The organism is Gemmatimonadota bacterium, assembly GCA_016704275.1.
Taxonomy (GTDB): Bacteria; Gemmatimonadota; Gemmatimonadetes; order Gemmatimonadales; family GWC2-71-9; genus Palsa-1233.
This window is the reverse complement of the sequence record JADJAK010000003.1, coordinates 125,760-149,549: the sequence shown is the minus strand read 5'-3', so window position 1 is coordinate 149,549 and position 23,790 is coordinate 125,760. Positions and strand designations below refer to the sequence as shown.

Here is a 23,790-nt window from a genome sequence, read left to right as displayed (position 1 = left end):
GGAGATCGTCTCAGGCGAAGCGCAGCGTGAGGCGGGGCTCGTAGGACCCCGTGACCACGCCGCGCGTGTTGCGAATCTTTGGCGAGCGCCACCGCGCCAGCTCGTCCATCGGCCAGTCGCCGGAGGGATCGAAGCGCGCCACCACGGCGTCCAGCAAGGCGATCAGCGCGTACCCGGCACAGCGCATGTCGCCGTCGTGCACCTTGAGGCTCAGCCCGAGCCCCAGCGTCGGGAGCGCCGCACTGAACACCCCCTCGGCGCCGATCTTTGCCACGACCCGACCGGGCCAGGCCGCCATCAGGAGCGTATCCAGGCGCTCGCTACCGGCCACCATCATCGGCCAGGCCATCATGGCGTCGCGGAGCACCGCCAGGGCCGGGGTCTCCCCTGCGCCGAGCGCGGCGTAGCCGCGGGCCATGGCGACCAGGGGCAGCGCGACGGCGGCGGCGGTGCAGCCGTCGACGCCCCACACTTGCTGCTCGACCGGCACTCCGGCGTATCGAGCAATCGACTGGGCGACGCGGTCCTGGACCGGGTGGCCCGTCGCCTCATAGCCATCGGTGGGCCAGTCGTGCAGCCGAGCGAGGGCCAACAGCCCGGCATGCTTCCCGGAGCAGTTGCTCCAGAGCGGGGTCGGCGTGACGCCCTCGCGGATCATCCGATCGGCCTGCTCCGGCCAGAGTGATGGGTGTCCGCCGCAGGAGAGTTGGTCCTCAGTCAGCCCAACCGCCTCAAGCCACCGCGCGCCAACCACCCGGTGCTCCGACTCGGCGTTGTGGGAACCACAGGCCAACGCCAGCATCTCCTGATCGAGGCCGAAGCGCTCGATCCCGCCATCCTCGACGAGCGGGGCGAGCTGGAACGGCTTGGAGGCCGATCGCCAGTAGGTGACCAGTTCCGGGTCCCCGGCGTGGGCCACCAGGGTGCCCTCGGTGGTCACCACCGCCGCTGAGACGTGGTGGACCGATTCATCCAGGGGCCGCGGACGGCCACGATCGCAAAGTCCGACATGGGGCCAAGATACCCGCCCTCGCCCGAGATCGGGTAGTTTTCCTCGATGACTCAGACCCTGCATCCGCTCAGTCGCGAGCGCCTCGAGGCGCTCCTCGACGCCATCTCCGAAACGGTGGTCCTGGTGGTCGGGGACGTCATGCTTGACCGCTACCTCATGGGCGATGTGGAAAGAATCTCTCCCGAGGCGCCGGTCCCGATCGTGACCGTCGTGGACGAGCACGCCGTCCCGGGTGGCGCCGCCAACGTCGCGGCCAACCTGGCCGCTCTCGGCGCCTCCCCCATGCTGCATGGCGTGGTGGGCGACGACGCGGCTGGCGAGGCCCTGCTTCAAGCGTTGGCGGACCGCGCCATCCCGACGGACGGCGTCCAGACCCAGAGCGGCCGGCCAACCACGACCAAGACGCGCATTGTGGCCCGCGGCCAGCAGGTGGTGCGGATCGACCTCGAGGTCACCACTCCCCTGCCGGACCGGACCCGCGAGGCGTTGCTCCAGGCTGCCCTTGCCGCGATGCCGGCCTGCGGCGCTGTGGTCCTGGAGGACTACGACAAGGGGGTCATGGACCCCGGGCTGGCGGCCGCCGTGATAGCCGCCGCGACGGCCCAGGGGATCCCGGTCGTCGTCGACCCCAAGCAACGCAACTTCTTCGGCTACGCCGGCGCGACCGTCTTCAAGCCGAACCGCCGCGAGCTGGAGCAAGCCTTGGGCACTCACTTCGCCGGGGACGACCGCGACCTGGCCGATGCCCGAACCCGCCTCGGGGCGGACCACCTCCTCCTCACCCTCGGCGCAGAGGGGATGGTCCTGGTCTCGGCCGACGCCCCGCTCCGGCGGACGCCCTCGATCGCCCGGGAGGTCTTCGACGTCTCGGGGGCAGGTGACACGGTCACGGCGTGGCTCGCGGCCGCCCTCGCGGCCGGGGCGGAGGTCACCGACGCGGTCTGGCTGGCGAACCTCGCCGCCGGAGTCGAGGTCGGGAAGCAAGGGACGGCGACGGTGTCGGCGGATGAGGTGATGGAGGCGTGGGAGGAGGAAGTAGGCGATGATCGATGATCGATGGGCGATGATCGATCATCGATCATCGATCATCGATCATCCTACTGTTCAATGACTTACCCTGTGGAAAACTCAACTTATCAACATCGGCGTTTTCCACATTTGTGATGTTCTGGCATACAAGAACGGCGGCCGCGATCCTGGGATCGCAGCCGCCTTCTTGTTGTCCTGCCGTTCCGAGCCAGCCCGGGAGGCTCCACTCACTGACTGACTCGGCGGTCCTACGCCACCTAGCGAGGTGGTTCGGACCGAGTGGGCGATGAGGGGATCGAACCCCCGACCTCGCGCATGTGAGGCGCGCGCTCTAACCAGCTGAGCTAATCGCCCGAACCGAGCCCGGGGATATTACCACGCTTCGAACGACCTGACAACCCAGTGGCCCCGGGGGGATTCGAACCCCCGACCGTCAGATTATGAGTCCGCTGCTCTAACCACCTGAGCTACGGGGCCGAAAACATTGTGGACAAATAAGTTACAGCGCAGCGTTCACGTGAATTCTTTTCCACGTCCCCTTCCGCCGATACCCCCCACCCCATCCAAAATACGACAGTTGGGCACCGAAAACTGCAAACGAAGGCAGTTATCCACAGGCGAAATGGCCTTCCTGACCTGCCCGCCGGCCCCCCCTGACGCCGCTCCCTACCCCTTCGGTCCCCGCACCCTACGGTACAGCTCAATGTGGGAATCCACCATCCGGGCGACCGTGAAGCGCTCCTGCACCCTTCCCCGCCCCGCGATGCCCATCCGCTCCCGCAGATCATGGTCGTCCACCAGGGTCCGCATCGCCTCGGCCAGCGCCCCGGCGTCCCGGATTGGCACCTCGAGTCCGGTGACCCCCGCCTCGTTGACCTCCCGAACGCCTGAGGGGACCGCGGTGGTAATGACGGGGCGACGGGCCGCCATCGCCTCGAGGAGCACCATCCCGAACATCTCCTCTGTACCGACCGATGGCAGCACCAGGAAGTCGGCGTCCGCCATCCGCCGGGGGAGGTCCTCGTCGGGGTATTCGCCCCACCACTTGACCCGGTCCGAGACGGCCAGGGCCTGCGCCAGCGTCTGGAGGCGGTTCCGCTCGGGGCCGCTGCCGACGATGTCGAGCCGCAGATCGGGGACCATGGCCAGGGCACGAAGGAGGAAATCCACCCCCTTGTAGGCGGCCAGCCGGCCGATGAAGAGTGCCCTCGGCGGGTTCCCCGGCGGCGGCGGCGGGACCAGCTCCCAGCGACGCTCGTCGATTCCGAACGGGATGACGTGGACCTTCTCCTCGAAGCCCCGCAGCTCTCGCGAAAGGGCGATGTGGGCGGTGGACGGGACGACGATCGCCTCGGCGCGGTGCAGCACGTACTTCGACGGCAGCCGGTACTGGAAGGAGGGGTAGTCGGCGTGCTGGGTCACCACGAGCGGCGCGAGCGACGGTCGCAGCGCGTAGGCGACGTCGGCCAGCGAGTTCGGATGGTGCAGGTGGATGATGTCGGCACGCCGCCACGCGGCGGCGAGATAGGTAGGTGCCAGTTCCTGCGACCCCACGGGGGCGAACGACCAGGCGCGCGTCACGGCCGCCCGACGACGCTGGCCGGGCGGCGCATCACCGAACGCCGTCACCGAAATTACCTCGGCTTCGTGGCCGCGTTCGGCCGCGCCTTCGGCCAATCCCTGGACCACGCGTTCCATGCCGCCGGAGCGGGGCCAGTAGTACTTCGCGAGATGGAGAATCCGCATGGGGTGGAAAGTAAGCCCGACTCCCCCATCTTTGTCCCCGTGAGAGTCTTCCTGCTTGCCCCGGAGTCCCCCGCGCGCGATGTCCTGCGCGCCCTCGTCGCCTTGGGGATCGCCCCAGTCGTCGCACGTTCAACCGGTGACACCTCCGCTGACGGGCAGATCCAATACCTGCGCGTGGCGACCCGGGGTGATGTGCGCGACCCGATGGACCTGCGGTGGTCACGCAAGGCACTGCGCGCCGCGGTGCGCGACACCGGCCCGTCGCTGCTGCACATCGTCGGTGACCCGTGGACACCCACCGCCGAGGTCGGCGCGGCCGCCGCGCGCGATCTCAAGGTGCCCTACGTCCTCGTGGGCACCTCGTCCCTCGGCGGACCCACAAGCTTCACGGCCCGGTGGCAGGCGCGCCGCGTCCGCGATGGTGCCGGCGGATTCGCCGGTATCTCGCGTCCGGCGCTCGACCACCTGATCGGGGGAAGCACGCCGTTGCCCACCGCGGTGATTCCGCCGAGTGGATTGGTGATTCCGCCGACCACGCCGCCGCGCCTCGATCCCCCGCCCGTTGTCTTCGGCGTGATCGGGCGGCTGACCCGCGAACGGGGGGTCGACCTCCTGCTCGACGCGCTGGCGGAGACGTACGGCGATTGGCGCCTCCGGATCCTCGGGACCGGACCCGCCCAGGAGGCACTGGAGGCCCAGGCCCAGCGCCTCGGGCTCTCGTCCCGCCTGGAGTGGCTCGGCGCCCTCCCCCGCGAGGAGCTGGCGGCCTTCTTCGCGTCGGTGGACGTCCTGGTTGCCCCATCGCGCTCGACACCGCAGTGGGTGGAGCCGACCGGAATGGTCGTCCTCGAGGGGATGGCCCAGGGGTGCGGGGCGATCGTGACGCGCTGCGGCGCGCTACCGGACGTGGTCGGCGAGGCGGGGATGATCGTGAACGAGGACGACCGCCCTGCCCTCACCCGCGCCCTGCAGGGGCTGGTCAGCGAACCGGCGCGCTGCCGCCCCCTCGGGGCCGCCGCGCGCCAGCGGGCACTCGAACGCTACAGCGACGGACCGATCGCCGAGGCGATGGTGGCGATGTGGCGGCGGGTGGCGAGGTAGCTAGACCCCGTAAAACTCCTTGTACCATTCCACGAATCGCTTGACGCCGACCTCGACGGACGTCCCCGGATGGAAGCCGGTATCGCGGACCAGATCGCTCACGTCGGCGCTGGTCTCGGGGACGTCGCCCATCTGCATCGGCGCGTAGATCTTCTCGGCGGTCATCCCGAGTTCCTTCTCAAGTGCCGAGATGAAGTCCATCAGCGGCGTCGGGTGGTTGTTGCCGATGTTGTAGAGTCGGTACGGCGCCGAGCTCGAGGCCGGATCGGGGTTGGCCGAATCCCAGTCGGGATTTGGCGCGGCCGGTCGATCGGAGACCCGCACCACCCCTTCGACGATGTCACCCACGTAGGTGAAGTCGCGGCGCATCTGGCCGTGGTTGAACACCTCGATCGGGCGTCCCTCGAGGATCGCCTTGGCGAAGAGGAAGAGCGCCATGTCGGGGCGTCCCCACGGACCGTACACCGTGAAGAAGCGAAGCCCCGTACAGGGCAGGCCGTAGAGGTGGGCATAGGAGTGCGCCATCAACTCGTTGGCCTTCTTGGTCGCGGCATAGAGCGAGACGGGGTGGTCGACGCCCTGGTGCACCGAGAACGGCATCGCGGTGTCGAGCCCGTACACCGACGACGTCGACGCGAAGGTGAAGTGCTCCGCGCCGTGGTGCCGAGCGCCCTCGATGGCGTGGAGGAAGCCGGTGATGTTGCTGTCGACGTAGGCGTGCGGATGGGTGACGGAGTAGCGAACCCCCGCCTGCGCGGCGAGGTGGATGATCCGGGGAAAGCGCTCGACGCGAAAGAGCTCTTCCATCGCGGTCCGGTCGGTCAAATCCAGGCGCACAAACCGGAAATTGGGAAAGCGGCGCAGGCGTTCGAGCCGTGCCTCCTTGAGGGTCGGGTCGTAGTAGGCGTTCACATTGTCGAGGCCCACCACCTCATCGCCCCGCTCCAGCAGCTTTTCGCTGACGTGGGAGCCGATGAATCCCGCCGCGCCCGTCACCAAGTGCTTCATGCCCACTCCCCGAAATGTGTTAGCGCACCGTGACGCCGTCGCGCCGCAGCTGCTCGGCCCGCCAGGGCTCGAGGCGGACCATCACCGCCAACTGCCCCTCCTCCAACGACTGCCGCAGGACATCGCCGATCCGGTGCAACTGGCCCAGCCGCTTCCCGTCCGACGGATCCAGCAGGACCCGTACCACGGGGCGGATCGCCTCTGCCCGGCCCCGCAGCGCCGATTTCAGCGACTGGAGGCCGTCAATCCGCATCGTGCTCGTGAAGATCGCGTCGGGGTAACGCTCGTGGGCCAGGGTCGCGAAGGCGTTCGGGTCCGCCAGAGCGTCCAGCTTGTTGAAGACGACCTGGACCGGCTTCTCCTCCAGCCCCAGTTCGGTCAGCACTTCCTCGACGGTGTGCATCTGGTCCTCCCACTCATCGTGGGAGGCATCGACGACGTGGAGGAGGATGTCGGCCTCGCCGGCCTCCTCGAGGGTGGCGCGGAACGACGCGACGAGATGGTGCGGCAGCTTGCGAATGAAGCCGACGGTGTCGCTCAGGCGGACCCGGAGGTTGTCACCGAGGTCGACTTCGCGGGTGAGCGTGTCGAGTGTCGCGAAGAGCCGATCCTCGACGAAGATCTCGTGCTCGCCGGAGAGTCCGCGCAGGATGCTCGACTTGCCCGCGTTGGTGTACCCCACCAGCGCCGCGCCGAGCATCACGCTCCGGCCCGAGCGGATCGTCTCGCGGTGCCGCTGCACGTCGCGCAACTTCTCGCGGAGCAGGGCGATCTTGGTACGGATCATCCGACGGTCCGTCTCGAGCTGCGTCTCGCCCGGACCCCGAAGGCCGATGCCGCCGCGCGTCCGCGACAAGTGCGTCCACATCCGTGTGAGTCGCGGCAGCATGTACTGCAATTGGGCCAGTTCGACCTGCAGCTTCGCCTCGTGGCTGCGTGCCCGCGTCGCGAAGATGTCGAGAATGATCTCGGCGCGGTCCATGACGCGCGTGCGCGTCTGCTCCTCGATCCCCTGCCCCTGCGCCGGCGACAGCTCTTCGTCGAACACCACCAGCGTCGCCTTGGTGTCGAAGACGAGCTTGGCGAGTTCCTCGACCTTGCCCTCGCCGATGAGGGTGGCCGCGGACGCGGAGGCGATCTGCTGTGTCAGCCGACCAACGATCTCCCCGCCGGCGGTATCGACCAGGCGCGACAGTTCGCCGAGGTGTTCCTCGAGCTTCTGCGCGTCGCTGCTCCCCTTGCGGGGGGCGGCAACGAGGATGACACGCTCCCGCGGGGGGACGACTTCAATTGGCGCGCGCATGCTCGACTCCGACAGGGATGATTCTCAAGATAGTGACGCCGTGCCCGGGGTCGGCCGCACTCAGTCCTTCGATGGGGGGCGCGGGGGGTCGGCAGCGCCGCGCTCCTGCCACCACTTCATCCGCTCGGCGATCCGCTGCTCCTGCCCGAACGGTCCCGGCCGATAGAACTCGGCGTCCTTGAGGGCATCGGGGAGGTACTGCTGGGCGACGAAGCCGGAGGGATCATCGAAGGCATACTTGTAGCCCGCCCCGTAGCCGAGCTCCTCCATCAAGCCGGTCGGCGCGTTGCGAATGTGCAGCGGCACCGGGGCGGCGGGCGAGTCGGCGGCGGCCGCCTGTGCGGCGCCCCACGCCACGTAGACGCGGTTGCTCTTCGGCGCCGTCGCGAGATAGACCGCCACCTCCGCCAGGGCCAGCTCGCCTTCGGGGCTGCCAAGAAAATGGAAGGCATCGCGTCCGGCGATGGCGACTTCCAGTGCGCGAGGATCAGCGAGACCGATGTCCTCCGTGGCCATGCGCACCAACCGTCGCGCCAGGAACATCGGGTCCTCACCACCCTGCAGGATCCGGGCGAGCCAGTACAAGGCGCCCTGTGGATCGCTGCCACGCACCGCCTTGTGGAGCGCGGAGATGAGGTCGTAGTGCTGCTCACCCGCCTTGTCATGCGACGCGAGGCGACGGGCCATCGTCGCTTCGATCACTTCGGGGGTGATCGTGCCACCGCTGCCCACATGCTGCGCCGCGGCCTCCAGAATGGTGAGCGCCCGCCGCGCATCGCCATCGGCGACGCGGGCCAGGAGGTCGCGCGCGTCGGCGGGGATCGTCACGCCGTTGCGGAGTCCGTCATCACTGGCCACCGCGCGGTCCACGACCGCGGCGATCTCCTCTGGCGCCAACGGCTGGAGCACCCACACCCGCGCGCGCGACAGCAGCGCGGCGTTCAACTCGAAGGATGGGTTCTCGGTGGTGGCACCAATCAGCGTGACGATCCCCTGCTCCACCGCCGGAAGAAAGGCATCCTGTTGGCCGCGATTGAGACGGTGAATCTCATCGACGAAGAGGATGGTGCCACGGCCGAGGCGGCGGCGCTCCTCCGCTTCCTTGATGATCTCCCGGACACGCGGGATCCCTTCGCTGACCGCCGAGAACGGGACGAAGGCCCGTTCCGTGTGCCGCGCCACCAAGCGGGCCAGTGTGGTCTTGCCGGTGCCGGGCGGCCCCCAGAGCACGATGCTCCCGACATCACCACGACGGATGGCATCGCCAAGCGGCTTGCCGACGGCGAGGAGATGCTGCTGACCGGCGTAGTCATCGAGGGTGCGCGGCCGCATCCGGGCCGCGAGCGGTTCCGGCGGGGCGAAGAGCGAGTCGGTCACCGGTCCAGCTCGTGCGCGAGGTCGCGGGCACGGGCCAGCAGCTGCTCCCGGCTGTTGCGCGCGGGGTCGGTCAACACGGCATCGAGGAGCTGGTCAAGCAGTAGCCCCAGCGCGGGTCCGGGGTTCACAATCCCAGCCGCGATCAGGTCATTGCCGGTGATGGCGAGCTGCCCGCGCGTGGTGGGGTCGCCGCGCAACGTGGTGGCGGCGACCTCATCATCCCAACCATCCGCCACCTCGCCGCCCCACTGCGCCAATCGGACGAGATCGCTGACGGCATCGCCAACGCGGTGCATCCAGCGCCGCACCGACTCGCCGTCGGCCGCCGCCGGCGCCGGTGGCCCGGCGTCGATCGCCGCGGCCCGGCGGATCTCGGCCGTGGAGCCCTTGAGCCGGCGCCAGACGCTCGCTGAGGGCGCGCAGTAGTACGCCGTCAGCAGTGGTGGATCGCGGTCGTCGCTCGTCGGCGCCGGCTGGGCCACGCGCGCGGCATCCAATTCGGGGACCCAGCTTGCGGCCGCCCCGGAACTGAGCCAGAGCCGCAGCAGCGAGGCGGGGTCGCGGGCGGTGCGCAGCCCCTTCACCCATTCGTCCCGTACGCGCTCCGCCGAGAGATGCGCGATGTCGCCCGACTGCGCAACAGCGGCCTCCCACGTGGCGGGGTCGATCGTGAAATCGAGCCGTGCCGCGAAGCGGAGTGCCCGCAGGATCCTCAGGCGATCTTCGCGAAACCGCTGGACCGGATCGCCGACGGCGCGGACCACGCGTCGTTGCAGGTCGGCGCGGCCGTCAAAGGGATCGGCCCACCGGTCGTGGACCGGATGATACGCGATCGCATTGATGGTGAAATCGCGGCGGGCAAGATCCTCTTCCAGCGAGGCGCCGAAGGCCACGACGGCATGCCGTCCATCCGTCACGACGTCGTGCCGGAAGGTGGTCACCTCGTGGAGGATGCCCTGCTCATCGAGGACACCAACGGTGCCGTGCTCGATCCCGACGGCGATCGTCCGCCGGAAGAGCGAGCGCACCACGGTCGGTGGTGCCGCCGTCGCGAGATCGACGTCGCTGCCCGCGCCACCGAGCAACGCGTCGCGAATCGCGCCGCCAACGCACCACGTTTCGTACCCCGCCTCTTCGAGGCGGCGCACGATGCCGATGACCTGCTCGGGAATCCGAATCGCGTCGGGACCTGGCGTGGACGCCTCCGACATCAGCCGCAGAGTACGCTGCCGCCGTTCACGTTGAGGATCTCGCCGGTCAGATGCCGGGCGAGATCGGAGAGCAGAAAGAGCACGGGCCCGGCGATGTCGTCGGCAGTGGCCACGCGGCCCACCGGAATCGTCGCCGCGATGGCGTCGCGCGCCTGCGGATCGCCGAGCGCGGTGGTGGTCATCTCGGTGTCGACCCACCCCGGCGCGACCGCGTTGACGGCAACCCCCGGCGCGCATTCAATCGCGAGGGACTTTACCAGGGCGATCATCGCCCCCTTCGACGCGGCGTAGTCGGCGTGGAACGCTTCGCCGCGCTGCCCCGCCGTCGAGGCAATCATCACGATGCGCCCGCTGCCCCGCATCAAGCCGATGGCGGCGCGCGTGGTGAGGAAGAGAGAATCGAGATTGACACGCAGTGTCTCGCGCCACCGCTCCGGCGCCATCGCGGAAAGAGGCGTCTCGGCCGCCGGCCAGATGCCGTGGTTCGCCACGAAGCCATCCAGCCCGCCGAAGGCGGCCTGCACTTCGGCGAAGCACTGCGCCACGCGCTTCGGATCGCCGAGGTCGCCGCCGCCCACATACGCCCGGCGTCCCATCGCCCGCACCGCCTTGGCCACCGCATCGGCGTCGGCTCGACGGGTGTGGTAGGTGATGCCAACGTCGGCCCCGGCCTTGGCACAGAGCAACGCCGTGGCACGCCCGATCCCTCGCGAGCCACCGGTCACCAGGATGCGCTTCCCCTGCAGCGAGATCATCCGCCGAATTCGGTCGTCAGAATGGCGGCGATCTGGTGCTGCACGGCGAGGTGTACCTCTTGCACGTGGTTCACGCGGCGGTCCGGAACCACGAACGCATGATCCACCAACCCAAGCAGCGCCCCACCGTCGCCGCCGAGCATCGCCACGGTCGTGACCTGCAGCTCGCGGGCCCGCCGTGCCGCCACGAGGCAGTTGGGCGAATTCCCCGACGTGCTGTGCAGCACCAGCACGTCGCCGGGTCGGGCAAGCGCCTCGAGTTGCCGCGCGAAGAGCGCATCGGCGCCGAGGTCGTTGGCGGACGCGGTGAGGATCGACGTGTCGGTGGTGAGCGCCAGGGCGCGCAACGCCTTCCGCTGGGTCGCGTGATACTTCACGACGTATTCCGCCGCGAGGTGCTGCGCGTCGGCGGCGGAACCGCCATTGCCCGCGAAGAAAAGCGTGCCGCCCTCGGCCAGGCAGCGACGCATCGCCGCGACGATGGCGTCGAGACCATCGGGGTGGGCGGCCACGAGCTCGGTGAGGAGGGCGAGCTCGCGGAGGCCGGCGCTGATCCGGGAGGCGTCACTCATCGGAGGCGAACATCCGCTGCATCTTGCGCCAGAGGGAATCGCGCACGGGGAGCGGATCCACCTCGTAGGTCGCCTGGTCATCGAGAATGGCGCGCGGATTGGCATCGAGCAGGAGCAACGCCTGCTCGGCGCCCTCATGCTCGCCCAGCCACTCCAGCGCGGTGGCCACATTGCGTTCGTCGCCGTGATTGTCGGCCGCGAGAATGTCGGCCAGCCCGTGCCGGACGATGTCGCGCGCGCGGTCTCCCCGACTCCGCGGCAGCGTCAGCGTGGTCGCGTCGACCTGCATCACGGCGCCGAGTTCGCGCCAGGCGCGCACACTCGGCACGGTGCACGACGTGTAGCGCTCCGGGTGCGCGAGGATCGGCACCAGCCCGAGCTGAATCACCTCGTACAGGGCGCGCCCGACGATCTCCGCCGGGACCATCCGCGGAAACTCCACCAGCAGGTAACGCGAGTTCCGGATGGTCACCACCCGCTCCGCCGCCGCAGCCGGCACCGGACGGTCCAGCATCACCTCGGCGCCGCGGTGCAGGCGGACCTCGGGCGGGGCCACTGCCGTGAGCGCCGCCCATGCAGCATCGTAGGCGGGCGGAAAGCCGGCGGCGAGCTGCGACGAGAGGAGGTGCGGCGTGCAGGCGACGTCGGTGATGCCCTTCATCGCGAAGGTGCGGAGGACGCGCACCGACTGCTCGACGCTTCGTGATCCGTCGTCGACGCCAGGGAGGACATGCGAGTGGAGGTCGATCATGCCGATGTCACCGCCGCCCGGATGGCGACGGCGCGTTCCCGCAGCGCCATCGGGTCGTCCTCGGCCCCGGCCAGCAGCGCCAAGGTGATGAGGGCATCGGCCGCCAGCAGGTCGAGCGCCGCGTCCCGCGTGGCCCCGGCCGCGATGGCCGCGCCGAGTGCGCGGTGTCCGGCGTCGGTGAGCCGATCGCCCACGGTCGCCCCCGCACTCCCGTGCAACCATCCGGCGCTCGCTGCCACGAGCCGCGCCGGTGCGCCCTCGGTCCGCGCGGCGAACCAGGCCGCCGAGGTATCACTCACGCGCCGATCCACTCCGCCACCAACGGCACGATGCGATCAACGACCACGGCCTCGACGTTGTCGACGCCGAGCGAGCCGCTCGCGAAGGTCGGCCGCCCGCCACCGCGCCCACCAAACGCGCCGGTGAGGAGCTTCATCGCGGCGTTGGCATCCTTGCCGGCGGCGATGAGGTCATCCGACACCGCCAGCGTGATCGCGGCGGGCAAGGTCGGGTTGACCAGCATCAGCATCGCCTGCGCCTTCTCCGCGCCGCGGAAGGCATCGGCCAATTCACCCAGTTGTGCCCGATCCTCCGTGACCGTGCTGCGCAGGTGAATCGTGACCGGACCGGCCGAGAGCAACGTGGCCTCTGCCGTGCCGCCACCCTTGAGCGCCTCGGCGAGTCGGGCCTCGAGCTTCTCGCGCTCGGCGAGCATCGCCTCCAGCTTCCGCTCGATCTGGTCGGGCTGTGCCTTGAGGCTCTGCGCCAAGGCGGCGATCCGCCCCTCGGCCGCACGCACCGCCGCGTAGGCGCCGTGACCGGTGATCGCCTCGATCCGACGCACACCCGCCGCCACGCCACCCTGCGCGGTGAAGCGGAAGAGACCGATCTGCCCGGTGGTCCGCACATGCGTGCCGCCGCAGAGTTCGATCGAGTCGCCCATCGTCACCACCCGCACCACGTCGCCGTACTTGTCGGCGAAGAACGCCATCGCTCCCTTGGCGAGCGCGTCGGGATACGACATCTCGCGGATGTCGACCGGCGCATTGGCAAGCACGAGGTCGTTCACTTCGGCCTCGATGTCGGCGAGCTGCGCTGCGTCGACCGGACCACCGTGCGAGAAGTCGAAACGGAGCCGCGTGGGCTCGACGAGCGACCCCTGCTGCCGCACGTGCCCACCGAGGTGACGGCGGAGCACCATGTGCGCGAGGTGGGTCGCGGAGTGGTTGCGCTCGATCTCCGCGCGACGCGCGGCGTCGACCGTGGCGTGCACCGCGCCGGGCGCGAAGCTCCCCTCGAGCGTGCCCAGCAACCGCTGCCCAAGTTCGGCGTCCTTGACGACGTCGGTCACGCGGAAGCGCCACCCCTCGCCCTCGACGATGCCATGGTCGGCCTGCTGGCCGCCGCTGGTGGCGTAGAAGGGCGACTCGCGCAGGACGAGGATGCCGTTCGCGGCGGCCTCGACATTGCTTAGCACTTCGGTCTCGGCGGCGAGTTCGGTGTAGCCGACGAACTTTGACACTCGCCCGTGAACGAGCGATGCATCGCCACCGACTATCGTGAATGTTCCGGATTCGGCCTGGAGCTTCTGGCCCTTCCCGGCCGCGGCACGACTCCGCTCGCGCTGCTCCGTCATCGCGACGTCGAAGCCGGCGGTGTCGACGCTGATCCCCATCTCCTCGGCGATCAGCACCGTGAGGTCAAGCGGGAAGCCGAAGGTGTCGAACAGCTTGAAGGCCTCGTCGCCGGCGATGCGCGTGGTGCCGGCGGCGCGAATCTCTTCGAGCCGCGAGAGTCCCGCCTCGATCGTCTCGAGGAAGCGGGCTTCTTCCTGACGAATCGTCTCGGCGACGAACGCCTGCTTCTCCACGAGCACCGGATAGGCCTCGCCCATCAGGGCGACGACGGTCGGCACCAGCTCGACCAGCGTCGGCTCGCGGCGGCCGAGCAGCCAGGCATGGCGCACCGCGCGGCGGAGGATGCGGCGCAGCACGTAGCCGCGTCCCTCGTTGCTCGGATAGACACCATCGAGCAGCAGGAACGACACCGCGCGCGCGTGGTCGGCGAGCACGCGGTACGAAATACCGGTCCCCTCGGGCCCACCCGGATACGGCGCGCCGACGAGCCGCTCCACATCGGCGATCAGCGGACGGAAGAGGTCGGTGTGGAAGTTGTCGTCCTGCCCCTGCAGCACGGCGGTGATCCGCTCCAGGCCGGCCCCGGTGTCGACGCTGGGCTTTGGCAGCGGCGTGAGCGTCCCGTCGGCGGAGCGATCGAACTGCATGAAGACCAGGTTCCAGATCTCGAGGAACCGGCCTGCTTCGGCTTCCACTTCGAAATCGGCCTGCGACATCGCGACGGGCGTGCTCCCCGGCGTCCACTTCAGGTCGACGTAGATCTCCGAGCAGGGGCCGCACGGACCGGTATCGCCCATCTGCCAGAAGTTGTCCTTGTCGCCGAGGCCGTAGATCCGGTCGGCGGGGAGCGTCGAGTGCTCGAGCCAGAGCGCGCGCGCCTCGTCATCGGTGTGGTGCACCGTGACGCGCAGGCGATCGGCCGGGATGCCGAGGTACTCGGGCGAGGTGACGAACTCCCAGGCGAACTTGATGGCGTCGCGCTTGAAGTAGTCGCCGAACGAGAAATTGCCGAGCATCTCGAAGAAGGTGTGGTGACGGCGGGTCAGCCCGACCTGTTCGAGGTCGTTGTGCTTCCCGCCAGCGCGCACGCACTTCTGGCAGGTGACCGCGCGGACATAGCTGCGCGGGTCCTGCCCGAGGAAGGTGCGCTTGAACTGCACCATGCCGGCGTTGGTGAAGAGGAGCGTCGGGTCGTCGGCGGGAACGAGGGTCGACGAGGCGACCTCGGTGTGACCCTGGGCGACGAAATAGTCGAGGAATCGGCGGCGAATCTGGGCGGCATTCATGGGGCGGAATCTAACCAACCCCGGCCCGTCAGCCCTCCCCCACCAACCGCCGGACATGGCCGTTGGCCACGGCCCCGGCCCACCCCCGGCGTGCGAAGAAGGCCAGCAACCGACGCCGCTTGGCGTCACGGGTGAGTCCCTTCATGCCGGCCACGCGACGCTCGGCCTGTGCCAGCGTCTTGGCCATCGGGTCGGGGGCTTCCTCGTCCTGGAGCGTGACCAGGGCGGCAGCCACCAGCTCATTCGGGACGCCCAGCCGCGCGAGGTCGTGCCGGATGCGCATCGGGCCGCTGCCCCGACGCGCTCGCACTTCGACATAGCCGCGGGCAAACGCCGCGTCGTCGAGCAACCCCAACGTGGTCAGCCGAGCCACGGCGCCCGCCACCGCGTCGGGGCCATGACTCCGTCGGCCCAACTTCCGGGTCAACTCGACGGTGCCGTGGGCCCGTTGCTCGATCGCCTTGATGGCGGCGCGGAATGCGGCTTCTTCATCGGCCGCGGCATCGAGTGCCGCCACCCCACCGGCCGGGAGCGGCCGAGCCGGGGCGAGCCCGAGGGCTGCCACGACATCGGCCGGCACGGTCCAGGCGGGCCGCCCATCCACGATGACCCGGGTGCTCCCGGGACGCCGTGGATCGGGGACCAGTGCTTCGATGATCACTCGCCGTCTTCCTCATCGGGGACGCCCGGACCCGCGGCGGCCAGCATGCCCAGCGACTCCTTCACCTTGGCCTCGACCTCGGCCATCAGAGCGGCGTTGTCCTTGAGGAAGAGCTTGGCGTTCTCGCGCCCCTGCCCGATGCGCTGCTCGCCGTAGGAGTACCACGCGCCCGACTTCTGGATGATCCCCGCCTCGGAGGCGATGTCGACCAGCAGGCCGGTGTGCGAGATCCCTTCGTCGAACATGACGTCGAACTCCGCCTGCTTGAACGGCGGCGCCACCTTGTTCTTCACCACCTTCACGCGGACGTGCGACCCGATGACGGCCTCGCGTTCCTTGACCGGCCCGATGCGGCGGATGTCCATGCGGAGCGAGGCGTAGAACTTGAGCGCCTTGCCGCCGGTGGTGGTCTCCGGGTTGCCGAACATCACGCCGATCTTCTCGCGCAGCTGGTTGATGAAGACCACCGAGCAGTGGGTCCGGTTGATCGCGCCGGCCAGCTTGCGGAGGGCCTGGCTCATGAGGCGCGCCTGGAGGCCCATGTGGGAATCGCCCATCTCGCCTTCGATTTCGGCCTTCGGCACCAGCGCGGCGACCGAGTCGATCACCACCAGGTCGACAGCGCCGGAGCGGACCAGGATCTCGACGATCTCGAGGGCCTGTTCGCCGGTGTCGGGCTGCGAGACCAGCAGGTTCTCGATGTCGACGCCGAGCTTCTTGGCGTACTCGATGTCGAGGGCGTGTTCGGCGTCGACGTAAGCCGCCACCCCGCCGGACTTCTGCACGTTGGCGACGAGATGCAAGCAGAGCGTCGTCTTGCCTGACGACTCGGGGCCGTAGATCTCGGTGATCCGGCCGCGAGGGACGCCGCCGATGCCGGTGGCCGCATCGAGGTTGATGGCGCCGGTGGAGATGGCGTCGATCTTCACGCGGGGCCGGTCCGCCCCCATCCGCATGATCGAGCCCTTCCCCAGCTGCTTCTCGATCTGGGAGATGGCAAGGTTGAGGGCCTTCTTCTTCTCGGTGTCGACGCGGGATTCGGTGACGGACATGGCGTTGGGATCCTGGCGAATGGTGATTGAAGGGCGACACGGGATGATCGATCATCGATGATCGATCATCGATCATCGCGCAGTGGAGCATTTCACTCCACCAATCTAGCTTCTACCAAGCTACAACCGAAACTACTCCGAAGCAAGAGTCTCAATGTGTAGTATTTTGCGCCATATGTGACATTTCAACGCCAATCGGGACGCCAAGCGTCCTCGATGTGGGTCAGCTGGGCCGCTGGCCCCATCCCGTCGAGGGTCAGGACGTCGAAGCGGTACTGGTCGCCGGTCTGGCCGTGACGGAGGAGCCAGGCCCAGGCGAGGCGCTCGATCGTGGCCCGCTTGCGGGGGCCGACCGCCTCGGCCCCCATGCCGCATGTCGCCGAACGGCGGCACTTGACCTCGACGAAGGCGACCAGCGAACCGCGGCGGGCGACGAGATCGAGGTCGTGGCGGCCGAGGCGGAAGCGGTGGGCCTCGACGCGCCAGCCGTGCTTGGTGAGCCACCGGCCGGCCACGAGCTCCGCCTCCCAGCCATCACGATGGCGGGGGTCAGTCCAGAGGTCGGGAGGGCGGCGGGGAGTGGACACGCGAGGAACATCGCGTGTGCGGAAGGAGCGGCGTGGTACGGGGGAGTGCGGAGCGGTACGAGAAACTGGATGATCGATGATCGATCATCGATGGTCGATCATCGTTTACGTATACTCATCCAACTGATGCATTCCGATCATCACATCTCTTGGCTTGCTGCCGTTCGGCGGGCCGAGGATGCCGGCGTCGTGGAGCTGGTCGATGATCCGCGCGGCGCGGCCGTAGCCGATGCCGAGGCGGCGCTGGAGGAGCGAGGTGCTGCCACCCTGATGCTGCAGGCAGAGTTCGGCGGCCTGCTTGAAGAGCGCGTCGCGGTCACCCTCGTCGACGCCACCGCCGTCCTCCCCTTCCCCGGACTGCGCGCGCACCAGCTCGAGGATGTCGTGCTCCTCACCGCCATGCGCGGCGACGTCGCGCTGGGCCGCATACCACGCCATCGCGCGTTCGGTCTCGTCGGTGCTGATGTAGGCGCCCTGGATCCGCTGCGGTTCGTTGCGCCCCGGCGGCAGGAAGAGCATGTCGCCGTTGCCAAGCAGCGCCTCGGCGCCGTTCTGGTCGAGGATGGTGCGCGAGTCGACCTTGCTCGCCACGCGGAAGGCGATGCGCGACGGGAAGTTCGCCTTGATCAGGCCGGTGAGGACGTTCACGCTCGGTCGCTGCGTCGCGAGGATCAAGTGGATGCCGATCGCGCGCGCCTTCTGCGCCAGCATCGCGAGCGGCCGCTCCACTTCCGCCTGCACCGTCATCATCAGGTCCGCCAGCTCGTCGACGATCAGCACGATCATCGGGAGCTCGCCTTCGCTGTACGTGTCGTTCCAGGGCTCGCCCGGCGGCGTATCGGGCGCTTCCTTCGCGATGGTCGTCAGCGACGGCTTGGCGGACGCCGGATTCTTCAGCGGCTTGCCGTCGCGCACTTTCTTGTTGAAATCGAGCAGCTGGCGCGCGCCATTGGCGTGCAACAGCGCATAGCGACGGTTCATCTCGTACACGGCCCACTTGAGCAAGGTCGCCGCGTCGTTGTTGTCGGTCACGACCCGGTGGCGCAGGTGCGGCAGGTCGTTGTACATCGAGAGCTCGACCATCTTCGGGTCGACCATCAGCAGCCGCAGCTCGCGCGGCGTGTAGCGATAGATCAGCGAGGTGACGATGGTGTTGATCGCCACCGACTTGCCCGAGCCCGTCGCGCCGGCGACCAGCAAGTGCGGCATCTTCGCGAGGTCGGCGACGACCGGCTTCCCCTCGACGTCGCGTCCGATCGCGATCGGCAACAGCGCCGTCGAGCTGCGCCAGGTGTCGCTCGCGAGCAGTTCGCGCAACGTGACCATGCGCGGCTTCGGGTTCGGGATCTCGACGCCGACGGCGCCACGCCCGGGAATCGGGGCGACGCGCAACGACTGCGCGCGCATGGTGATCGCGAGGTCATCGGCAAGCGCCACGATGCGCCCGGCCTTCACACCCGACGCGGGGACCACCTCGAACTGCGAGACCGTCGGCCCGCTGGTGATGCCGGCGAGCGTCCCCTCGACCTTGAACGTCTTCAGCGTGGCGAGCAGCAACTCGCCCAGCCGTTGCAACTCCGCCTCATCGGCCTCGACGTTGCCGCCCTTGGGGAGGTCGAGAAGGTCGAGTGGGGGCAGCGCCTCGTCGACGGGCCGCGGCGGCGGCAGTGGCAGCTCCAGCTCCTCCGCCATCGTGCGCTTTTTCGGCTTCGCCTTCGAGGGTTGGAAGAGTTCCTCCTGCGAGACCTCCTCCTCCTCGTCGGCGGCGACCGGCTCGGGCTCGACGACGCGCTTCACCGGCACGGCACGCCCCACCTTGAGCGGCGCCGGCTCGGCGGGGCGTTCGAGGCGCTGCAGCGGATGCCAGGCGAGGGTGCCGAGCGTGGTGGCCGTCAGGACGACGAAGCCGACCAGCAGCCCGCCGGCGGTGCCGATCGAATCCAGAGCGCTGCGTGCCAGGAAGCCGGGGAACCAGCCCGTCACCCGCGCCGCCCAGCTCCACTCCGCTGGCGGCACGAGATAGAACGACTGCTCGGCCCGCACCAGCACGGCGATGACGTACGGAATCAGGATCGCGCCACCGAGCGTGAGAATCGCGGCGCGCTTCATGTCGAGGCGCGGCAGCCGATCAAAGCCGGCGAGTCCCAGCAACAACCCGAGGAGCGGGGCACCGACGGCACCGAGCCCGAGCGCCTGCCAGAGCGCCGGCCCGATGGCGGAGCCGAGCGGACCGGTGATGTTGAATGGCAGCAGGGCGAGCGCGAGGAACGCGCCGGCCACGAGCGCGAGCACCGCCCAGAGCTTGCGACGATTCTCGCCGCTCATGCGGCTGCCGCCAGCGTGACGCGGCGATCGTGGTAGGTCGGGAGCACCGGATGGGTGTCGATCTGACCGGCAGCCTCGACATCGGCGCCGAAGCCGAGGCGAATCAGCTCGCGGCCCGCGGCCGAGAGCGCCAGGGCGCGGTCGATGCGATGGCCATAGCGGCGCACCAGGTCGACCGAAACGATCGCGGCGTCGTTGAGTCCCTTCCGCGTGCGACGCCCGCCGAGTGCTTCGGTCACGAAGCGGCCGGCGAGGTACGCGTCATCCATGCCGAAGCCCGATTCGCGGCCGGCGCAGAGCACCAACACGTCCCGCCCCGCGGCCACGGCGTCCCGCAGTCGTGCGCCGACGACGCTCAGGTTCACCGCCGCACCCACCAGCACTTCGTGCGCGCCGGCAGTGGCGAGGAGGGCGCGGGTGCCATTGGTGGTGGTCATGACGAGGGTCCTGCCGCGCACGGTCTCGGGCAGCATCTCGCCCGGCGAGTTGCCCAGCTGGAAGCCGGGGATGCGCACGCAGTGGCGCTCGCCGGCGAGGAGGACGTCGGTGCGGTCCAGCGACTGCGCCAGCGTGATCGCCTCGTCCGTCTCGGCCGCGACGATCACGGCGCGCGCACCATGATGGAGCGCCGCCGTCATGGTGGTGGTGGCACGCAGGATGTCGATCACGACGACCGTGCGCCCCGCCACGTCCGCTGTCGGGAGCCCGAGCGGCGTGAAGGCGACGTGGACGGTCATCCCTCGCGCGACTCGCTGGGCGCGGGCTCCGGACGGAGCAGTTGGGCCTCGCGCTCGAGAAACTTGGTGTCGACGTTGCCGGCGACGAAGTCCGGGTGGCGGATGACGCGCGCCAGGAAGGGAATCGTGGTGGTGACCCCTTCGAGGATGAACGAGTCGAGCGCCTGCCCGAGCCGCGCCAGCGCCTCGGTCCGGTCGCGGCCCCAGACGATCAGCTTGGCGAGCAGCGAGTCGTAGTACGGCGGCACGGTGTAGCCGGCGTAGACGTGCGTGTCGACGCGGACGCCGGGGCCGCCGGGCGGATGGTAGGCGGTGATGAGCCCCGGGCACGGCTGGAAGTTCCGGTAGGGATCTTCGGCGTTGATGCGCACCTCGATCGCGTGCCCGACCAGCGGCGTGATCCCGAACGAGAGCGGCTCGCCGGCCGCCACGCGGATCTGTTCCTTCACCAGGTCATGCCCGGTGACCATCTCGGTCACGGGATGCTCGACCTGAATCCGCGTGTTCATCTCCATGAAGTAGAACGAGCCGTCCTCGTCGAGGAGGAACTCGATCGTCCCCGCGCCGGCGTAGTCGATTGCGGAGGCGAGCTGCACCGCCGCCTCGCCCATCCGCGCCCGCAACTCGGGCGTGAGCGCCGGCGACGGCGATTCCTCGATCAGCTTCTGGTGGCGGCGCTGCACCGAGCAGTCACGTTCACCAAGGTGGATCACGGTGCCGTGCAAGTCGCCGAGCACCTGGATCTCGACGTGGCGCGGCCGTGCGAGGTACTTCTCGACGTAGACATCGCCGTTGCCGAAGGCGGAGAGCGCCTCGTTCTGCGCCAGCGAGAAGAGCTGCGGGAACGAGTCGGCATCGTGCGCGATCCGCATCCCCTTCCCGCCGCCGCCGGCCGTCGCCTTGATGATCACGGGGAAGCCGATCCCCTCGGCCACCGGCAGCGCTTCCTCGACGTCGCGCATGATCCCCGGCGAGCCCGGCACCGTCGGCACGCCGGCTTCGGCGGCGAGGCGTCGTGCCGACGCCTTGTCGCCCATCGAGCGGATCTGGTCGCCCGTCGGACCGATGAAGGCGATGTTCGACGCGCGACAGGTGTCGGCGAATTCGGCGTTCTCGGCGAGGAAGCCGTAGCCCGGGTGGATCGCGTCGGCGCCGGTCACTTCGGCGGCGGCGATCAGGTTCGGGATCCGGAGATAGGAGAGCCGCCCCGGCGGCGGCCCGATGCAGACGTCGTCGTCGGCAAACCGCACGTGCAGCGATTCTCGATCGGCCTCGCTGTACACGGCGACGGTCCGGATGCCGAGTTCCCGACAGGCGCGAATCACGCGGAGCGCGATCTCACCGCGATTGGCCACCATCACCTTGCGAAACATCAGCGTCCCAGGTCGTTGAAGGTGCGATCGGAGGCGGCGCTGATGCCCGACACCCGCAGCGCGAATTCGCTCGGGTTGGTGGCGTTCCGCACGGCCTCGTCGTACGCGATGGTCCCCTCCTGCAGCCAGCGCATCAGCGACTGGTCGAAGGACTGCATCCCGTAGGAGACGCCGCCCTCGGCGATCAGGTCGGGGATGTTCAGCGCCTTGTTCATGTCGCGGATGTTGTCGGCGACGGCGGCGGAGTTGACGAGGATTTCGATCGCCGGCACGCGGCCACGACCATCGGCCCGCGGCACCAGGCGCATCGAGATCACCGCGGCGAGCGCGGTGGAGAGGAGCATCCGGATCTCGCCGTGCTGGAACGGCGGATAGAACGACAGGATGCGCGAGATGGTCTGCGTGGCATCCGTGGTGTGAATCGTCGAGAGCACCAGGTGGCCGGTGTCGGCCGCCTTGAGGGCGGTGTCCATCGTCTCGGAGTCGCGGATTTCGCCGATGAGGATGACATCGGGGTCCTGTCGCAGGACGTGGCGGAGCGCGCCGCCGAACGACATCGTGTCGGAACCGACCTCACGCTGCGACACGCTCGAGAGCTGGTCGCGGTGGAGGAACTCGATCGGGTCCTCGACCGTGATGATGTTCACGCGACGGGTGCGATTGATGTGTTCGATCATCGCCGCGAGCGTGGTCGACTTGCCGGAGCCGGTGACGCCGGTGACGAGCACCAGGCCGCGCGGACGCGACGCCAGCGCCTCGATGACCGCGGGAAGCTGCAGCTCGCTGATGGTGCGCACTTCGTACGGAATGGCGCGCAACGCGAACGCGACGGTGCCCCGCTGATTGTACAGGTTGGTCCGGAAACGACCGATGCCGGGCACGCCGATGCCGAAGTCCATTTCCTTGGTCTCGGCGAACTCGCGCGCCTGCCGCGGCGTCATCAACTGCTCGCCCAGCTGCTTCAAGTCTTCGGGCTTGAGTGGCGGCATCGGCAAGGCTTCGAGGTTGCCGTTGACGCGGACCGTCGGCGGCCGCCCCGCCTTGAGGAGCAGGTCGGACGCGCCCCGCTGGACCATCTGCACGATGGCCTGGCGGAACTGGAAGCCCCCGCCCGGTGCATCGGTGGCGACGGGGCCGACGCCGACGACTTCCGCCGGGGCCTCGTCAGCCATTCGGGTCCACGCGGAAGAGCACCTGGCCGTATTCCACCGGCGAGGAATCCTCGACGCCGATTTCGCGCACGATGCCCGACACTTCGGCCTCGATCTCGTTCATGATCTTCATCGCCTCGATGATGCAGACGGTCTGCCCCGCCGTCACGCGCGACCCGATGCGGACGTAGGGCTCCGCACCCGGCTCTGGCTGGAGATAGAGAGTCCCCACCATCGGCGAGCGGACCTCCTTGAGTGTCGACGGCAACGCCGCCGGCGCGGAGTCCGACCCGGCGGGTGGCAGCGCGGCCATGGGCGCCGGAGCAGCCACGGGGAGCTGATACATCGGGGCCGCCGGCGCGCTGGACGCGACGCCGTGCGAGGTCCGGGTAATCACCACCCCGGTGCCGAAGAGGCCCTTCAGTTCGATCGAGCCGATCTCGGGCTGCTCCCGGAGGAGCGCGGCGAGCCGACGGACGTCGCGAAGGTCGATCCCCTTGAGACCGGGCATCTTTTCCATCGCGCGGGCGAGTTCCTGCATGTCGTCAGGTGTCATACGCGGGTCAGGTACTTGTCCTCGCGCCGGTCGACGCGAATGAGTGTCCCGGGTTCGATGAAGAGCGGCACCTGCACCACCGCGCCGGTCTCCAGGCGGGCCGGCTTGGTCCCCCCGGTGGCGGTGTCGCCGCGGATCCCCGGGTCGGTCTCCACAATTTGCAGTTCGACGAACATCGGCAGCTCGAGCAGGATCACCTGCTCGTCATGCACCAGCCCGATGCATTCCATCCCTTCCTTCAGGTACTTCAACTGGTCGTCGCCGATCAACGCCGCCGTGAGCGGGATGTCGTCGTACGATTGCAGATCCATGAAATGGAACGAATCGCCATCCTTGTAGGAATAGGTCATCGGCCGACGGTTGAGCTCGACTTCGGTGAAGCGCTCGCCCGACGGGAAGGTCCGCTCGACGACCAGACCGGTCCGGACATTCCGGAGCTTGGTCCGCACGAAGGCGCTTCCCTTCCCCGGCTTCACGTGCTGGAAGTAGACCACCTGCAGCAGCTTGCCGTCCTGCTCCATCACTATCCCGTTGCGGATGTCCGCGGTACTTGCCACGCC

Annotated in this window: 22 protein-coding genes and 2 tRNA genes; 2 read left to right on the top strand and 22 right to left on the bottom strand. The window is 68.9% G+C overall.

The genetic code is table 11. The features are described from left to right. Positions 1-10: 10 nt before the first annotated feature. The gene (locus tag IPG05_08250) at positions 11-940 is read right to left on the bottom strand and encodes an asparaginase (protein MBK6495079.1); all 930 of its coding nucleotides are present in this window, start codon (positions 938-940) and stop codon (positions 11-13) included. Positions 941-1,057: 117 nt separating this feature from the next. On the opposite strand from IPG05_08250, the gene rfaE1 reads away from it, so the two are divergent. Next, complete coding sequence (rfaE1, locus tag IPG05_08245; protein ID MBK6495078.1) at positions 1,058-2,065, top strand: D-glycero-beta-D-manno-heptose-7-phosphate kinase; 1,008 nt, start codon at positions 1,058-1,060, stop codon at positions 2,063-2,065. A gap of 256 nt (positions 2,066-2,321) precedes the next feature. Here the strand turns inward: rfaE1 and IPG05_08240 are convergent. The 3 genes from IPG05_08240 to IPG05_08230 all read right to left on the bottom strand — a co-directional run bounded on the left by IPG05_08240 (position 2,322) and on the right by IPG05_08230 (position 3,787). Beyond that, positions 2,322-2,395: transfer RNA gene (locus IPG05_08240), tRNA-Val, on the bottom strand. 49 nt (positions 2,396-2,444) lie between these two features. Next, positions 2,445-2,518 (bottom strand) — tRNA-Ile (locus IPG05_08235). A gap of 189 nt (positions 2,519-2,707) precedes the next feature. Continuing rightward, entirely contained in the window at positions 2,708-3,787 is a 1,080-nt protein-coding gene (locus IPG05_08230) for a glycosyltransferase (GenBank protein MBK6495077.1), read from the bottom strand. A 39-nt stretch (positions 3,788-3,826) separates the two neighbouring features. Between IPG05_08230 and IPG05_08225 the strand changes: the two genes are divergently transcribed. Continuing rightward, entirely contained in the window at positions 3,827-4,888 is a 1,062-nt protein-coding gene (locus tag IPG05_08225) for a glycosyltransferase family 4 protein (protein ID MBK6495076.1), read from the top strand. Here IPG05_08225 and IPG05_08220 read toward each other — a convergent pair whose 3' ends face one another. The 18 genes from IPG05_08220 to efp all read right to left on the bottom strand — a co-directional run bounded on the left by IPG05_08220 (position 4,889) and on the right by efp (position 23,787). Further along, positions 4,889-5,896, bottom strand: coding sequence for an NAD-dependent epimerase (locus IPG05_08220; GenBank protein MBK6495075.1), 1,008 nt, complete (start codon positions 5,894-5,896; stop codon positions 4,889-4,891). It abuts the gene before it with no gap. Positions 5,897-5,915: 19 nt separating this feature from the next. Next, on the bottom strand, positions 5,916-7,199 hold the full coding sequence (gene hflX, locus IPG05_08215) for a GTPase HflX (protein ID MBK6495074.1): 1,284 nt from the start codon (positions 7,197-7,199) through the stop codon (positions 5,916-5,918). Positions 7,200-7,259: 60 nt separating this feature from the next. Continuing rightward, positions 7,260-8,531 carry a replication-associated recombination protein A gene (locus tag IPG05_08210; GenBank protein ID MBK6495073.1) on the bottom strand — a complete coding sequence of 424 codons (1,272 nt, stop codon included), beginning with the start codon at positions 8,529-8,531 and terminating at the stop codon, positions 7,260-7,262. A 41-nt stretch (positions 8,532-8,572) separates the two neighbouring features. After that, entirely contained in the window at positions 8,573-9,787 is a 1,215-nt protein-coding gene (locus IPG05_08205; GenBank protein ID MBK6495072.1) for a CCA tRNA nucleotidyltransferase, read from the bottom strand. Beyond that, positions 9,787-10,542: an SDR family oxidoreductase gene (locus IPG05_08200; GenBank protein ID MBK6495071.1), complete on the bottom strand. Its 756-nt coding sequence runs from the start codon at positions 10,540-10,542 to the stop codon at positions 9,787-9,789. Before IPG05_08200 ends, IPG05_08205 begins: the two co-directional genes overlap by 1 nt. After that, positions 10,539-11,114: an SIS domain-containing protein gene (locus IPG05_08195; protein ID MBK6495070.1), complete on the bottom strand. Its 576-nt coding sequence runs from the start codon at positions 11,112-11,114 to the stop codon at positions 10,539-10,541. Before IPG05_08195 ends, IPG05_08200 begins: the two co-directional genes overlap by 4 nt. After that, positions 11,107-11,865: a hypothetical protein gene (locus tag IPG05_08190; GenBank protein MBK6495069.1), complete on the bottom strand. Its 759-nt coding sequence runs from the start codon at positions 11,863-11,865 to the stop codon at positions 11,107-11,109. Before IPG05_08190 ends, IPG05_08195 begins: the two co-directional genes overlap by 8 nt. After that, complete coding sequence (locus IPG05_08185) at positions 11,862-12,164, bottom strand: hypothetical protein (protein ID MBK6495068.1); 303 nt, start codon at positions 12,162-12,164, stop codon at positions 11,862-11,864. The genes IPG05_08190 and IPG05_08185 overlap by 4 nt, the downstream gene beginning before the upstream one ends. Then, positions 12,161-14,845, bottom strand: a complete 2,685-nt coding sequence (gene alaS / locus IPG05_08180; protein ID MBK6495067.1) for an alanine--tRNA ligase — start codon at positions 14,843-14,845, stop codon at positions 12,161-12,163. The genes IPG05_08185 and alaS overlap by 4 nt, the downstream gene beginning before the upstream one ends. Continuing rightward, on the bottom strand, positions 14,817-15,449 hold the full coding sequence (locus tag IPG05_08175; GenBank protein MBK6495066.1) for a regulatory protein RecX: 633 nt from the start codon (positions 15,447-15,449) through the stop codon (positions 14,817-14,819). The genes alaS and IPG05_08175 overlap by 29 nt, the downstream gene beginning before the upstream one ends. Beyond that, positions 15,446-16,501 (bottom strand): recombinase RecA, encoded by a 1,056-nt coding sequence (gene recA, locus IPG05_08170; protein ID MBK6495065.1) that lies wholly within the window; start codon positions 16,499-16,501, stop codon positions 15,446-15,448. The genes IPG05_08175 and recA overlap by 4 nt, the downstream gene beginning before the upstream one ends. 185 nt (positions 16,502-16,686) lie before the next feature. Next, on the bottom strand, positions 16,687-17,088 hold the full coding sequence (locus IPG05_08165) for a YraN family protein (protein ID MBK6495064.1): 402 nt from the start codon (positions 17,086-17,088) through the stop codon (positions 16,687-16,689). Between the two features lie 105 nt (positions 17,089-17,193). Beyond that, a complete protein-coding gene (locus tag IPG05_08160; GenBank protein MBK6495063.1) occupies positions 17,194-19,413 on the bottom strand; it encodes a DNA translocase FtsK in 2,220 nt (739 codons plus the stop codon). Continuing rightward, positions 19,410-20,150 (bottom strand): 2-phosphosulfolactate phosphatase, encoded by a 741-nt coding sequence (locus tag IPG05_08155; GenBank protein ID MBK6495062.1) that lies wholly within the window; start codon positions 20,148-20,150, stop codon positions 19,410-19,412. The genes IPG05_08160 and IPG05_08155 overlap by 4 nt, the downstream gene beginning before the upstream one ends. Continuing rightward, a complete protein-coding gene (gene accC, locus IPG05_08150; GenBank protein MBK6495061.1) occupies positions 20,147-21,523 on the bottom strand; it encodes an acetyl-CoA carboxylase biotin carboxylase subunit in 1,377 nt (458 codons plus the stop codon). Before accC ends, IPG05_08155 begins: the two co-directional genes overlap by 4 nt. Continuing rightward, entirely contained in the window at positions 21,523-22,695 is a 1,173-nt protein-coding gene (locus IPG05_08145) for a PilT/PilU family type 4a pilus ATPase (GenBank protein ID MBK6495060.1), read from the bottom strand. Before IPG05_08145 ends, accC begins: the two co-directional genes overlap by 1 nt. Beyond that, positions 22,688-23,167, bottom strand: coding sequence for an acetyl-CoA carboxylase biotin carboxyl carrier protein (accB, locus tag IPG05_08140; GenBank protein MBK6495059.1), 480 nt, complete (start codon positions 23,165-23,167; stop codon positions 22,688-22,690). Before accB ends, IPG05_08145 begins: the two co-directional genes overlap by 8 nt. A gap of 59 nt (positions 23,168-23,226) precedes the next feature. Continuing rightward, positions 23,227-23,787 carry an elongation factor P gene (efp, locus tag IPG05_08135; protein MBK6495058.1) on the bottom strand — a complete coding sequence of 187 codons (561 nt, stop codon included), beginning with the start codon at positions 23,785-23,787 and terminating at the stop codon, positions 23,227-23,229. Positions 23,788-23,790: the final 3 nt, after the last annotated feature.